Below are 12,539 nucleotides of genomic sequence, written 5' to 3'. Positions count from 1 at the left end.
CGCAGCCAGAGGAGACCCCAATGCGACACGCTTTCCTGATCGAACGCCGCGTTCCCCGTGCCCGGCTCCAACATCGCCGCGCCCTGCTTCTCGCGCTCGGCCTCGCCATCCTGTCGGGCCTCGCCGTGTCGGGCACAAGCCACGCCACACCGCCGGAACGACAGGGCTTTTCCAAACCCGGCCAATCGCCTAGCTTCATGCCCGAAACAGTACGGCTGCGGATCGAAGAATGAGCCATATCCTGATCGTCGACGACGACCCCCAGATCCGCGACGTGCTGCGCATCGCCCTGAGAAAGGCCGGGCACGACGTGGCCGAGGCCGGCGACGGGGCCGAGGGGCTGGCCAAAGCCCGCAGCGGCAAGGCCGACCTGATCGTGCTCGATATCGGCCTGCCCGAGATGGACGGGCTGGAGATGTGCCGCCGCCTGCGCGTCGAGCACGACACGCCCGTGCTTTTCCTGACCGCACGCGACGAAGAGATCGACCGTGTCCTCGGTTTCGAACTGGGCGGTGACGACTACGTGACCAAACCCTTTTCGCCGCGCGAGCTGGTGGCCCGCATCCGCGCCATTCTCAAGCGCACCGAACAAGGCCCGGTCACCGGCGTGACCCAGCCGCTCAGCCACGGCGCCCTTCGTCTCGACCCCGAGCGGCATCTGTGCAGTTTCGGCACCCAGACCGTCGCGTTGACGGCCCGCGAAATGTCGCTGCTGGAACACCTGATGTCCCGCCCAGACCACGTGGCCACCAAGGCTCAACTGACCGATGCGGTCTACGGGCCCAGCATCCACGTGTCGGACCGCACCCTCGACAGCCACTTGCGCAATCTGCGCGCCAAGCTGGCCGAGGCGGGCTGCGACAACGCCATCGAAACCGTGCACGGGGTGGGCATCCGGATGGGCACATGCCAGGCGGCGTAAAGCAGCGCATACGCCGGAAATGGCGTCCGCCCCTGGCTCTTGTGATCGGCGGCACACTCTCGGCGGTGCTGGTGCTTCCGGTCATCGCCATCGGCTATTTTAAGGTCGCGGGCTTTATCCTCGGCTGGGGCGAGACCACCCTGCTGATCGGCACGTTGGCCGTCGTCACAACTCTTTTGCTGGCGTTTCTTCTGTGGCGGCTGGTGCTGCGGCCGGTCTACGCGCTGACCGCCCATGCCAAAGCGGTGAAGGACGGGCGCGACGACGCGCCCCTTCCCCGGCATTTCGGCACGCCCGAACTGACCGCCCTGGGACAGGCCGTCCTTGACATGGGCAGCACGCTCCAAGATCGCGAGGCGGGATTGCGCGCCTATACCAACCATGTCACTCACGAACTCAAGTCGCCGCTCACCAGCCTGATCGGCGCGGCTGAACTTCTCGAAGACGACATGCCGCCCGAAGACCGCGCCCAGTTGACCGAGACAATCCGCACATCCGCCCTGAAGATGCAGGTTCTTCTGGATGCGTTGCGTCGGCTTGCCAAAGCGCGCGATCCTCTGGGGCACGGCCCGACGCAGCTCTCCGTGGCGCTGAACAAGGTGGAGGCGGGCGTGGCGCTCGACCTGCACCACGACCGTGCCGTACCGCTCGATCCCGACGCGCTTCACGCCATCCTGACGCACCTCGCGCAGAATGCCGCCGCGCATGGCGCTCGGAAGCTGAAGGTCACCGGCACCGAAGACGGCTTTACCGTGCAGGATGACGGGCCCGGCATCGCCGAGGGCAACCGCGCTCGCATCTTCGAGCCGTTCTTCACGACCCGCCGCGCCACGGGCGGCACCGGAATGGGGCTGGCCATCGTGCGCACCATGCTGGGCGCCGCCGGGGGCGACATCGCGCTCCTGCCGTCCGGGCGCGGCGCGCTCTTCGAGGTCACCTTCGACTGACCGTGCGCGCCTTCAGCGCACCCGGGCATAGGTCGCCCGCTCCTGCAGCACCAGCACGGCGGCACAGCTTGATAGGCGCGACATGCCCGGCCGGTCCGACAGGTGTTTCTGGTTCGGTTCGTCACGCGCCAGCGCGGCGCGCCGCAGGGTCATCACCCGCGCCCGCGCACTGTTCAAAAACCGTTCCTGAGGGATCACCTTTTCATAAGGGCTGTCGAGCCGCGACATCTCGTAGAACCCTCCCGTCAACGCTAGAAGCGCCACCCCGCAGGCTCCGGCCTGGCGCGGGCACTCCGCGCGGCACAGATCCGCGATCGGACGCGCCGACAGATCGTGCAGCACCCAGTCCTCCACCGGCTTGCGCCACCTGTTGCCCGCGCTCATGTCCCCAAAGCCGAACCCCAGCGCAAGGAACTGCGCCATGCCCAGCGTCTCGGGGTCGTCCGGGCTGACAACCTCCGCGCCCAGCGCCAGCATGTGGCGCAGCGCTGCCATGCCATCGGCTTGCGGCTCGGGTGTGTCGGCCAGAAAGGCAAGATAGGGCCGCATCTCTGGTAGGATCGTCTCGCTGGCCACCAGCTTTTCTCGCATCGCGCGCGACCCGTAGAGCGCCGCGATCCGGGTCGGATAATCCGTGGCCTGCCGCTCGCCAGCCTGCCACAGGGCGAAATGCGTCTGCAACTGAAGGAACGGCTTGCGCGAGCGCAGGAACATCTCGGCCAGCCGGTTGCCTTCGCTCGCCTCCACCGACAGCCAACTGCGCCCGAACCGGGACGGACCCGTCATGTCGCGGAAAAGCGCACGCCGCGCCTCTGGCTCCAGCCCCATGCGATAGGGCGACGGTCCGCGATCCATCGTCTCGATCCGGGCCAGCAGGATACGCGCGTCGCTGTGTCCGTCGCGGGCCAACTGCGCCAGCCGCGGCAGGCTTTCGGCATCGTCGCCCGACAGCCACAGCGTTACCGCCTCGCCAAAGGCCGCCTGCGCGAAAACCGCCCCGGCCCAAAGCCAGAGCATCCCGATCGCCGCGCATAGTCCCCTGATCATCCCCGGTCCCTCCTTCGCCGGACCGTTTCCATACCTATAGGCCCGCGCCCGGGCGCCGCGCAACCCAGACGTGTAAAACATCTCCGCCAAGTGCCGATTGCTCGACAAGATCGAACCGGCTCGCACCGTCCAGCCGGTCAAGCCCCAGCGCCCCGATACCGGGCAACCCCTCGGCCCCCATTGCGAAGCCCGCGGTGATCCCGGCCATCCGGTCCACCAGCCCCTCGGCCAGCAGGGACGCCGCCAGCGCCCCGCCGCCTTCGCAGAACACACGGGTCAGTCCGCGCCGCCCCAGTTCGTTCAGCACCGAGCCCATGTCCAGTTGCCGCCCCGACAGGCCGCAGGGCACCATTTCGGCACCCAGCCCCCGCCATGCCTCGATCAGTGCGCCATCCGCATCCGGACCGTGACACATCCAGACCGGCACCTCCGACGCGGTCCGGGCCAGCGCCGACATCAGCGGCACGTCCAGCCGGCGCGACACCACCACGCGCACCGGCTGATGCGTGGCGCCCATGTCACGCACCGTCAAGGACGGATCATCCGCCCGAGCTGTACCCGCACCGATCATGACCGCATCATGACGCGCTCGCGCGGCATGCACCCAGCGCCGCGCCTGCGTCCCTGTAATCCATTGGCTGTGGCCGCTGGCCGTCGCGATCCGTCCGTCGAACGACGTGGCCAGCTTCAGCGTCACCTCCGGGCGTCCCCGTGTCATCCGGCTCAGGAACCCGCCAAGGTCATACCGGGCCTCCGCCGCGCAATGCCCTATCTCGACAGCGATCCCCGCCTCGTGGAGTGCCGCGAACCCTCGGCCCGAGACTCGCGGATCCGGGTCGCCGATGGCCACCACCACCCGCGCGATCCGAGACGCGATGATGGCGTCGGTGCAGGGCGGCGTGCGTCCGTGATGGGCGCAAGGCTCCAGGCTGACATAGGCTGTGGCCCCCCCGGCCGCCGCGCCGGCCTGCGCCAGCGCAACCCGCTCGGCATGAGGCCGCCCGCCAAGGCCCGTCGTGCCGCGCCCGATTATGCGCCCGTTCTTGACGATCACGCAGCCCACGGCAGGGTTGGGCCAGGTCCGGCCCAGTCCGCGACGCCCGAGGCCCAGGGCCAGCCTGAGAAAGCGGATGTCGTCCGCGCTCACGGCTCGCCGGGCTCTTCCACCGCACCGGGCCGCAACTCACTGACGAATTTGTCGAAATCGTCGGCCGCCTGGAAGTTCTTGTAGACGCTGGCAAAACGAACATAGGCCACCGTATCGATGCGCGCCAGGCTTTCCATCACGATCTCACCCACCGTCTTCGACGGGATATCCGTCTCGCCCAGGGACTCCAGCCGCCGCACGATGCCGGAAATCATCTGCTCCACACGCTCGGGCTCCACAGGGCGTTTCTGCAACGCGATCCGGATCGACCGTTCCAGCTTGTCGCGATCGAAATCCTCGCGCCGGCCGTTCGTTTTCACCACCACCAAGTCGCGCAACTGCACGCGCTCATAGGTGGTAAAACGCCCGCCGCAAGCCGGGCAAAACCGCCGCCGCCGGATCGAAACATGATCCTCCGCGGGGCGTGAATCCTTCACTTGGGTGTCGATATTTCCGCAAAACGGGCAGCGCATCGGCCGGTCCCCTTTTCTTCTCTGCCTCTGACGGTCATGGGTCTCTTGCCCAGTTATCCACAGCTACTATAGGGCAGCCGCAAAGTTTTGGGTAGAGGGCAAATTCAGCCGCAAGATCAAGCGTCGATTCGGACCAGTTTCTATCCAAATTCTCCTGGATCCGGGCCATCGGAACGGATCGGCTCAACGGGTGTTGGCCCTGCAGACAGCATTTCAACGCACGTTCCGAAAGGATTTTCATGACCCGGAAGACCCTCTTCATCACCGGCGCCTCGACCGGCATCGGCGCCGAAACCGCCCGCAAGGCGGTCGCCGCCGGCTGGAACGTCGCGCTCTTTGCCCGCAGCAGGGACAAGCTCGACGCCCTCGCCGACGAACTCGGAGCGGATCACGCCCGCGCCCTGCCCGGCGACGTCACCGATTTCGAGGAATTGCAGACCGCCATAGACACCGCCGCCGAGCACTTTGGCGGCCTCGATGCGGTTTTCGCCAACGCCGGGCGCGGCCTTGGCATCGCCGGTGTCGAAAAGGGCGATCCGGACGAGTGGCGCATCATGCTCGATCTCAACGTCAACGGCCTGCTCTACACCATCAAGGCCGCCTATCCGCACCTTCAGCAAGCCAAGGGCCACGCCGTGCTGACCGGATCGGTCGCGGGCAAGATCCATTTGCCCGGCTCGATCTACGGTGCGTCCAAGTGGTTCGTCCAAGGCTTCGCCGGCAATCTCAGCCAGGAAATGCGCGAATGGGGCGGCCGCTGCACGGTGATCTGCCCCGGCATGGTCGACACGCCCTTCTTCGACGAGGCCAAGCCCGACAAGCTCAAGCCCGAGGATATCGCCAACGCCGTTGTCTACGCGCTGGAGCAGCCCCGGCGTGCGGACGTACGCGAGATGGTCGTGATGCCCACGGGCTGAGGCTCAGGCCAGATGAGCCGCCACTTTCCGACTGTGCGGCGCATCGCGATGCTCGAAAACGTAGATGCCCTGCCACGTCCCCAGCACGAGCCGCCCCTCGCTGACGGGAATCGACAGGCTTACCGGCATCATGGCCGCCTTGATGTGCGCGGGCATATCATCCGGCCCTTCCTGGGTATGCGTCAGATACGCCATGGACGGCTTGCTGGTCGGAGGCACCAACCGCGCGAAATAATTGCGCAGGTCGGTCTGCACGTCCGGATCGGCGTTTTCCTGGATCAGCAGGCTGGCGGATGTGTGGCGGATGAAAAGCGTCAGAAGCCCGCTCTGCACGCCCTGCTCCGCCACCCACCCGGACACATCCGCAGTGAATTCGTAAAGGCCTTGCCCCCGCGTCTCTATCGTAAACGTTGTTTGCATCTTTGCGTTCTACCCGTCTCAGCCGATTTCCGCCAGTGCGCCACGGTCAGGAACAAGGGCCGGACCTGTCGCGTTTCTCCATTGGACGGAAAAGGAGGAACCAAATGTCTATCGGACGAGTAACCGAAATTTCCGCGACCTCGAAAGAGAGCTTCGATGATGCCGTCAAGCAGGGCATCCAGCGCGCGTCGAAGACGTTGCGCAACATCGAAAGCGCATGGGTCAAGGATTCGAACGTCAGCGTGTCCAACGGGAACATCTCGGAGTTCCGCGTGAACCTCGCCGTGACGTTCCTGTTGGACGATTGACACCATCTTGCGCCGCTCGCTTTCAACCGGGCGGAGTGCGAAAATGGCCCCCGGGCGGATGTCCGGGGGCCTTTTGCATCGGCTCACGCGAATGAAAACGGCGCCGCCCGGCGCCGTTCCGTGTCTTTTTCCGAAGGGTTTGCCGACCTACTGATCCAGGAATGACCGCAGCTTGCGCGACCGGCTGGGGTGCTTCAGCTTGCGCAGAGCCTTGGCCTCGATCTGGCGAATACGTTCCCGCGTCACGCTGAACTGCTGGCCCACTTCCTCCAGCGTGTGATCGGTGTTCATCCCGATTCCGAACCGCATCCGCAGCACCCTCTCCTCGCGCGGCGTCAGGCTGGACAGGACCCGCGTGGTGGTTTCCTTCAGGTTGTCCTGAATGGCAGAATCCAGCGGCAGGATCACGTTCTTGTCCTCGATGAAATCGCCGAGCTGCGAATCCTCCTCGTCGCCGATGGGCGTCTCGAGGCTGATCGGCTCCTTGGCGATCTTCATCACCTTGCGGACCTTTTCCAGCGGCATCTGCAACTTCTCGGCCAGCTCTTCCGGCGTCGGCTCGCGACCAATCTCGTGCAGCATCTGGCGGCCCGTGCGCACCAGCTTGTTGATCGTCTCGATCATGTGCACCGGGATACGGATCGTGCGCGCCTGATCGGCGATCGACCGGGTAATGGCCTGGCGAATCCACCACGTCGCATAGGTCGAGAACTTGTAGCCCCGGCGATACTCGAATTTGTCCACCGCCTTCATCAGGCCGATATTGCCTTCCTGGATCAGGTCCAGGAATTGCAGGCCCCGGTTGGTGTATTTCTTGGCGATCGAGATCACCAGCCGCAGGTTCGCCTCGACCATTTCCTTCTTGGCCTGGCGGGCTTCCTTCTCGCCCTTCTGCACCTGGTTCACGATGCGGCGGAACTCACTGATGTCCAGCCCCACATACTGGCCCACCTGGGCCATGTCGGCGCGCAGCTCTTCCACCTTCTCGGGGCTGCGCTCCATGAACATCTTCCAGCCGCGGCCCTCTTTCTGGGCCATGTCCTCCAGCCAGTTGGGGTCCAGCTCGCGCCCGCGATACTCGTCGACGAATTCCTTGCGGTTGATGCGGGCCTGGTCGGCCAGCTTCACCATCGCTGAATCGATCTGCATGATCCGGCGGTTGATGCCATAAAGCTGGTCGATCAGCGCCTCGATGCGATTGTTGTGCAGGTGAAGCGAGTTCACCAGTTCCACGATCTCCGACCGCAGTTTCTGATAGGTCTTCTCTTGCTTGTCGGTGAACGACCCGTCCTCGTTCAGCGTCGCCGAAATGCGGCTGTCCTGCATCGCGCTCAGCTTTTCGTAGTCCGAGGCGATCCGATCCAGCGTTTCCAGCACGCGCGGCTTCAGCGTGGCCTCCATCGCCGCGAGGCTCATGTTGGCCTGCTCTTCCTCGTCCTCGTCATCGTCGCTGGCGATCGGGTTGCCGTCGGCGTCAAGCTCCGGCTCGTCGCTGCTTTCGGATTTCTCGGCAGGCGCGCTGGCCATGTTGGCCGCCTCGACCACGGGCTCGTCCGCCTCGCCGTCGCCGATCTGGTTGCCGAACGTGGTCTCGAGGTCGATCACGTCGCGCAGCAGGATGTCCTCGCCCAGCAATTCGTCGCGCCAGATGGTGATCGCCTGGAAGGTCAGCGGGCTTTCGCACAGGCCCAAAATCATAGTGTTGCGCCCGGCCTCGATCCGCTTGGCGATGGCGATCTCACCCTCGCGGCTGAGCAGTTCGACAGACCCCATTTCGCGCAAATACATGCGCACCGGGTCGTCGGTGCGGTCGAGCTTCTCGTCTTTCCCCGAGCCAAGCGCCACTTCGCCCTTCTTGCCGATCTCAGCAACGGCGGTGGTCCTCTGCTCTTCTTCCTCGGCTTCTTCTTCCTCGATGATGTTGATGCCCATTTCGGACAGCATCGACATCACATCCTCGATCTGTTCGCTCGACACCTGGTCGGGCGGCAGGACCTTGTTCAACTGATCATAGGTGATGAAGCCGCGTTCCCGCGCCTCGCCGATCATCTTCTTGACGGCCGCCTGGCTCATGTCGAGCGAGATTTCGGCATCCTGTTCTTCGGTCTTCTGATCGTCGTCGGTGTCTTTGGCGGCCATTCAGCTCTCCTGGTCCCATCCGGGTGAAGGTGATTCGCTAGTCCGAATCAACATGGCGACGGGGTGATTCGCAAACCATTAACCCCTGATTGCATAAGATTACATTCAAAGCGTTACCCGTCAGACCCTTTGTTGAACCCGATCTGATCAAGCAGCGCATCGAATCGCTCTCTTTCTGCGCGGCTGACCGGGGCACCGTTGCGGCCCCGCTCATATTCCGTCTTGTCTTCCTGCTGGCTGGTCCATGCCCGGTTGCGGGCCTGTGCCGCCTCATTCAGCCGCCATGTGACAGCTTCATCGGCAACACCAGCAATGTCCTGCTCGGCCTCCCGGATTTCCGCCGCCAGTCCGCGGTCGGCTTCCAGCTTGGCCAGTGTCTCGCCAACCGTCATGCGGGCAAGCTCCGCATCCCCTGGGCGCCGCACGGCAGGAACTAAGGCGACATGGGGCAGCGACAACAGTTTTTCAACCACGTCGAGCCCCAGTTTTTCCGACAATTCGGATTCCAGCGTTCCGGTGCCACCGGGCTGATGAAACAGCAACGCATCGCGGATCTGCCCGTGATGCGGCGGCTCGCATTGCAGCCGATCGAGGTCGGCCTCGAACTCGGGCAGGATCTCGGGGTTGCGGATCAGCGTGGCCAGAACCACCGCCTCGCGCAGATGAGTCTGCGCCGCGTCTCCCGACGCCACCAACAGTGACGATTTCGTGGTCGCCCGCACCGGCTCGATCTTCTGCCACTTGCCACCCCGCGTCGCGAATCCGCCGCCGCTCTTGGGCTTCGGTCGGAACAACTGCCAGCGCAGGTCCTTGATTGCCTGTCCGTAGTGGCTGCGCAGGCTGGGATCGCGGATCGTCATGATCTTTTCTCGCAGCGCCTTGTCCAGCGCCGCTTTGCGCTCGGGGCTGTCGAAATCGCGCCCTTCCGTCTCGCGTTGCCACATTAGGTCGACCATCGGCATGGCCTTGTCCAGCAACGCCTGTACGGCCCCCGCGCCCTCGGCATGTAACAGGTCATCGGGGTCCTGCCCCTCCGGCATCAGCACGAACCGCAGCGACTTGCCCGCCTCCAGCAGCGGCAGCGCCAGGTCGATCACCCGGTAGGCCGCGCGCAATCCCGCCGTGTCGCCATCCAGCGCCATGATCGGCTCGTCCGTGATGCGCCACAGCATCGCCAACTGGTGTTCCGTCACCGCAGTGCCCAAGGGCGCCACCGACGCGCCAAACCCCGCCTCGGCCAGCGCGATCACGTCCATGTAGCCTTCGGCCACGATCAGCGGCTGCCCCTTGCCCGCCGCCTCTCGCGCAGGCCCGTGGTGATAAAGCGTGCGCGACTTGTCGAAAAGCTCGGTTTCCGGGCTGTTGAGGTACTTGGCGTTGTCGCTCGGGTCCATCGCCCGGCCCCCGAAGGCAATGCAGCGTCCTCGAGGGTCGCGGATCGGGAACATGATCCTGTTGCGGAACGTGTCATAGGGCTTGCCGCCCTTGTTGCTCGGCTTGGCCAGCCCACAATCCAGGATCAGGTCGTCCTCGACGCCCTTGCCTTTCAAGTGATCCCACAGATCCTGCCAGGCGTCGGCAGCAAACCCGATGTCATAGCGGTCCTGCGCCGTCTCATCCAGGCCGCGCCCCGCCAGGTACTCCCGCGCGGCAGCCCCCGCGCCCGCCTTCAGCATCAGGCGGAAATGGCGCACCGCCATTTCCATCACCTCGACCAACTGCGTGCGCCGGTCGGCCTTGGCCTGTGCCTGCGGGTCGCGCTCGGGCACGGTCATTCCGGCCTCTTGCGCCAGGATCTTTACCGCCTCCATGAACTCCACGTTCTCGGTCTCGCGCACAAAGGAAATGGCGTCGCCCTTCGCGTGGCAGCCGAAGCAATAGTAGTACCCCTTGCGATCATCGACGTGAAAGCTGGCAGTCTTTTCGTGGTGAAACGGGCACGGCGCCCACATGTCGCCCTTGCCCTGGTTGGACTTGCGGTTGTCCCACATGACCTTGCGGCCAACCACCTGCACGATGGAGGTGCGGGTGCGCAGCTCGTCAAGGAATCCGGGTGGCAGGCTCATACCTCGCAATATGGGCCAACCGGATGCCCTCGCCAAGGCGCTTTGCACGATTCAGGGCTCAAAGCCCAGACAGCCTTCGCGATAGCGCTCCGTCACCGCGCGGGCCGCATCCGGCCGTCCCATTTCCTGCGCGTCGATCGTGAACACCCAGTCAACCAGCGGCGGCACCATCGGCGTCAGCCGCGCCTCGACCTGGCCTTCGCCGCGGGTCAGCTCGCGCTTGATGCGCGTCGCGTCCTTGCCGGCCTTTCGCCCGGTCGCGGCGATTTCGACGATCCTCGCGGTCTCGTTGCAAACGACAGTCTTGTCCACCGCCGCCGAAGCCGGCACCGGCCCCGCAAGGCACATCGCCCCGGCCATCCACAAGATCCTGACCAACACCGCCCGTCCTTTCGGCAAACCCAAGTACAGACTTAACTCTGTCAACGCCCGCCCCGCGCGGCAACCCCTTCCAGCGCTCTGCCAAGCTCATGCACCAGCGTCCGCGCAAAGGCCCGAAAGACCATCATCATATACTTCGCCTGACCCGTCCGCGTCAGCGAGGCCGCCATGTGCGCCACTTCCGTTCGCGCCGTGTGCCCCACCCTGAATACATCGGGCCGCAGGTCCACCGGTGTCAGCCGCGCCAGCGCCTCGGCCGGTCTGTCGCCCTCGATCTCGACCGCCGCCCAGGCATCGCTCTGGTCCACCAGCGCCGCCTTTGCAAACAGTCCCTCATCCGGTACGACACCGATCAGGAGCGCCTGCGCACGCCCGAACCACAGCACACCGCGTCCCGTCGTGCCGGTCATCCGCCCCGTCTCCGGCCAGCTCAGCCCATGTGCCGCCTCCAGCGCGCCCGACAGCGTATCAACCGCGCCGCGATAGGGCATGACCAGTGTCATTGCGCCAAGATCGACCTCGCGCAGCGCGACACCGCCGATCTTCTTCGGCAGCATCCGATCCATCGGCGTCCGCGCCGTCAGCTCACCCACGCATCCGCCCTCCCTCGGGATCGAAACCACCCGGCGCCGCCACCTCGCACAGCGTCGTCGAGCCTTTCAGATGTTCCACCATGCGCACCCGTTCCCCGATCCTCGCCCGGCCCCGCTTCAGAAAGCCTATCCCGATCACGTGACCCAGCATCGGCGAAAACGCGACTGAGGTGATGTAGCCCTCGTCGTTCTCGCTTACCGGCTCCGCCCCGGGCGCGAAAAGGTGCGCCCCCGCGATCAGTTCCTTCACCGCGCCCACCGGTTTCAGCCCCACCAATTGCGCCCGGTCCTCCTCCATCAGGCCCGGCCGCGCCGCCATCGCCTTTCCGATGAAATCCTTCCTGTCGCTCATCATGCCCTGCATCCCGATGTCAAAGGCGGTGGTGCGCCCATGGATCTCGGCATGGGTGATGAAGCCTTTCTCGATCCGCATGACATTGAGCGCCTCCATCCCGTAGGGCCCGCCCTCCATCGCCTCGGCTTTCCCGCTCAACAGGTCGAACAGTGCCGCGCCGTACCGCGCCGGCACCGCGATCTCATAGGCCAACTCGCCCGAGAACGAGATGCGGAAAAGCCGCGCCCCGACACCACCCGTCCGCACTTCCCCGCACGCCATGAAGGGCCAGTCCTCGTTGCCCAGCGCCTGCCCGACCACCTCCTCCAGCAGCGCACGGGACTTCGGCCCGGCCACCGCGAATTGCGCCCACTGTTCGGTCACAGAGGCAAAGCGCACATCCAGATCGGGTCGCAACACCTGGTGCGCGAACTCCATGTGCCGCATCACCTGCCCGGCTGCCGCCGTGGTGGTGGTGACAAGGAAATGCAACTCGCCCAATCGCGCGCAGGTGCCGTCATCCATGACATGTCCGTCCTCGCGCAGCATCAGGCCATATCGCACGCGCCCTACCTTCAGCGTCGACATCCTGCCGGTGTACAGGAAATCCAGGAACGCCGCCGCATCCGGCCCCTGCACGTCGATCTTTCCCAGGGTCGAGACATCGCAGATGCCGACGTGTTCGCGCACCATCCGCACCTCGCGGTCGCAGGATTGCCGCCAGTGTGTTTCGCCCGCCTTCGGGAAAAAGCTGGGCCGGTACCACAGCCCCGCCTCTATCATCGGCGCGCCCCGCGCCACGGATGCCGCGTGCGAGGTGGTAAACCGCTCCGGCGCGAACCCCT

Annotated in this window: 14 protein-coding genes; 5 read left to right on the top strand and 9 right to left on the bottom strand. The window is 65.2% G+C overall.

Annotated elements, in window-relative coordinates; all coding sequences use genetic code 11:
- Positions 1 to 20 precede the first annotated feature (20 nt).
- The 3 genes from RBB31_RS11680 to RBB31_RS11670 are packed head-to-tail and all read left to right on the top strand — an operon-like array spanning position 21 to position 1,869.
- Positions 21 to 233, top strand: coding sequence for a hypothetical protein (locus RBB31_RS11680; protein WP_306129475.1), 213 nt, complete (start codon positions 21 to 23; stop codon positions 231 to 233).
- Positions 230 to 922: a response regulator transcription factor gene (locus tag RBB31_RS11675; RefSeq protein WP_306129474.1), complete on the top strand. Its 693-nt coding sequence runs from the start codon at positions 230 to 232 to the stop codon at positions 920 to 922. Before RBB31_RS11680 ends, RBB31_RS11675 begins: the two co-directional genes overlap by 4 nt.
- Positions 907 to 1,869, top strand: a complete 963-nt coding sequence (locus tag RBB31_RS11670; protein WP_306129473.1) for a sensor histidine kinase KdpD — start codon at positions 907 to 909, stop codon at positions 1,867 to 1,869. The genes RBB31_RS11675 and RBB31_RS11670 overlap by 16 nt, the downstream gene beginning before the upstream one ends.
- 12 nt (positions 1,870 to 1,881) lie before the next feature.
- Here RBB31_RS11670 and RBB31_RS11665 read toward each other — a convergent pair whose 3' ends face one another.
- From RBB31_RS11665 to nrdR, 3 genes are read right to left on the bottom strand one after another with little or no spacing between them, the layout of a single operon-like run.
- Entirely contained in the window at positions 1,882 to 2,916 is a 1,035-nt protein-coding gene (locus RBB31_RS11665) for a hypothetical protein (protein WP_306129472.1), read from the bottom strand.
- A 34-nt stretch (positions 2,917 to 2,950) separates the two neighbouring features.
- Positions 2,951 to 4,063 carry a bifunctional diaminohydroxyphosphoribosylaminopyrimidine deaminase/5-amino-6-(5-phosphoribosylamino)uracil reductase RibD gene (gene ribD, locus RBB31_RS11660; protein WP_306129471.1) on the bottom strand — a complete coding sequence of 371 codons (1,113 nt, stop codon included), beginning with the start codon at positions 4,061 to 4,063 and terminating at the stop codon, positions 2,951 to 2,953.
- A complete protein-coding gene (gene nrdR, locus RBB31_RS11655) occupies positions 4,060 to 4,536 on the bottom strand; it encodes a transcriptional regulator NrdR (protein ID WP_306129470.1) in 477 nt (158 codons plus the stop codon). Before nrdR ends, ribD begins: the two co-directional genes overlap by 4 nt.
- 239 nt (positions 4,537 to 4,775) lie before the next feature.
- Here nrdR and RBB31_RS11650 point away from each other — a divergent pair, with 239 nt between their 5' ends.
- On the top strand, positions 4,776 to 5,453 hold the full coding sequence (locus tag RBB31_RS11650) for an SDR family oxidoreductase (protein ID WP_306129469.1): 678 nt from the start codon (positions 4,776 to 4,778) through the stop codon (positions 5,451 to 5,453).
- A gap of 3 nt (positions 5,454 to 5,456) precedes the next feature.
- On the opposite strand, the gene RBB31_RS11645 is transcribed toward RBB31_RS11650, so the two are convergent.
- The gene (locus tag RBB31_RS11645) at positions 5,457 to 5,873 is read right to left on the bottom strand and encodes a secondary thiamine-phosphate synthase enzyme YjbQ (protein ID WP_306129468.1); all 417 of its coding nucleotides are present in this window, start codon (positions 5,871 to 5,873) and stop codon (positions 5,457 to 5,459) included.
- Positions 5,874 to 5,977: 104 nt separating this feature from the next.
- Here RBB31_RS11645 and RBB31_RS11640 point away from each other — a divergent pair, with 104 nt between their 5' ends.
- Positions 5,978 to 6,181, top strand: coding sequence for a dodecin family protein (locus tag RBB31_RS11640; RefSeq protein ID WP_306129467.1), 204 nt, complete (start codon positions 5,978 to 5,980; stop codon positions 6,179 to 6,181).
- Positions 6,182 to 6,328: 147 nt separating this feature from the next.
- Here the strand turns inward: RBB31_RS11640 and rpoD are convergent, their stop codons facing one another.
- The 5 genes from rpoD to RBB31_RS11615 form a co-directional block, all read right to left on the bottom strand.
- A complete protein-coding gene (gene rpoD / locus RBB31_RS11635) occupies positions 6,329 to 8,320 on the bottom strand; it encodes an RNA polymerase sigma factor RpoD (protein ID WP_306129466.1) in 1,992 nt (663 codons plus the stop codon).
- A gap of 113 nt (positions 8,321 to 8,433) precedes the next feature.
- A complete protein-coding gene (dnaG, locus tag RBB31_RS11630; protein ID WP_306129465.1) occupies positions 8,434 to 10,386 on the bottom strand; it encodes a DNA primase in 1,953 nt (650 codons plus the stop codon).
- Between the two features lie 51 nt (positions 10,387 to 10,437).
- Positions 10,438 to 10,767 (bottom strand): hypothetical protein, encoded by a 330-nt coding sequence (locus RBB31_RS11625; RefSeq protein WP_306129464.1) that lies wholly within the window; start codon positions 10,765 to 10,767, stop codon positions 10,438 to 10,440.
- A 41-nt stretch (positions 10,768 to 10,808) separates the two neighbouring features.
- The gene (locus tag RBB31_RS11620; RefSeq protein WP_306129463.1) at positions 10,809 to 11,360 is read right to left on the bottom strand and encodes a sarcosine oxidase subunit gamma; all 552 of its coding nucleotides are present in this window, start codon (positions 11,358 to 11,360) and stop codon (positions 10,809 to 10,811) included.
- On the bottom strand, positions 11,353 to 12,539 hold a 1,187-nt coding region (locus RBB31_RS11615; protein WP_306129462.1), incomplete at its 5' end, for an aminomethyltransferase family protein. The genes RBB31_RS11615 and RBB31_RS11620, both read right to left, overlap by 8 nt.

It is taken from the genome of Roseovarius sp. MMSF_3350 (assembly GCF_030733425.1).
In the GTDB taxonomy this organism is placed as follows: Bacteria; Pseudomonadota; Alphaproteobacteria; order Rhodobacterales; family Rhodobacteraceae; genus Roseovarius.
Note: the sequence above shows the minus strand (reverse complement) of the source record. Positions and strands in the feature narration are given on the sequence as shown.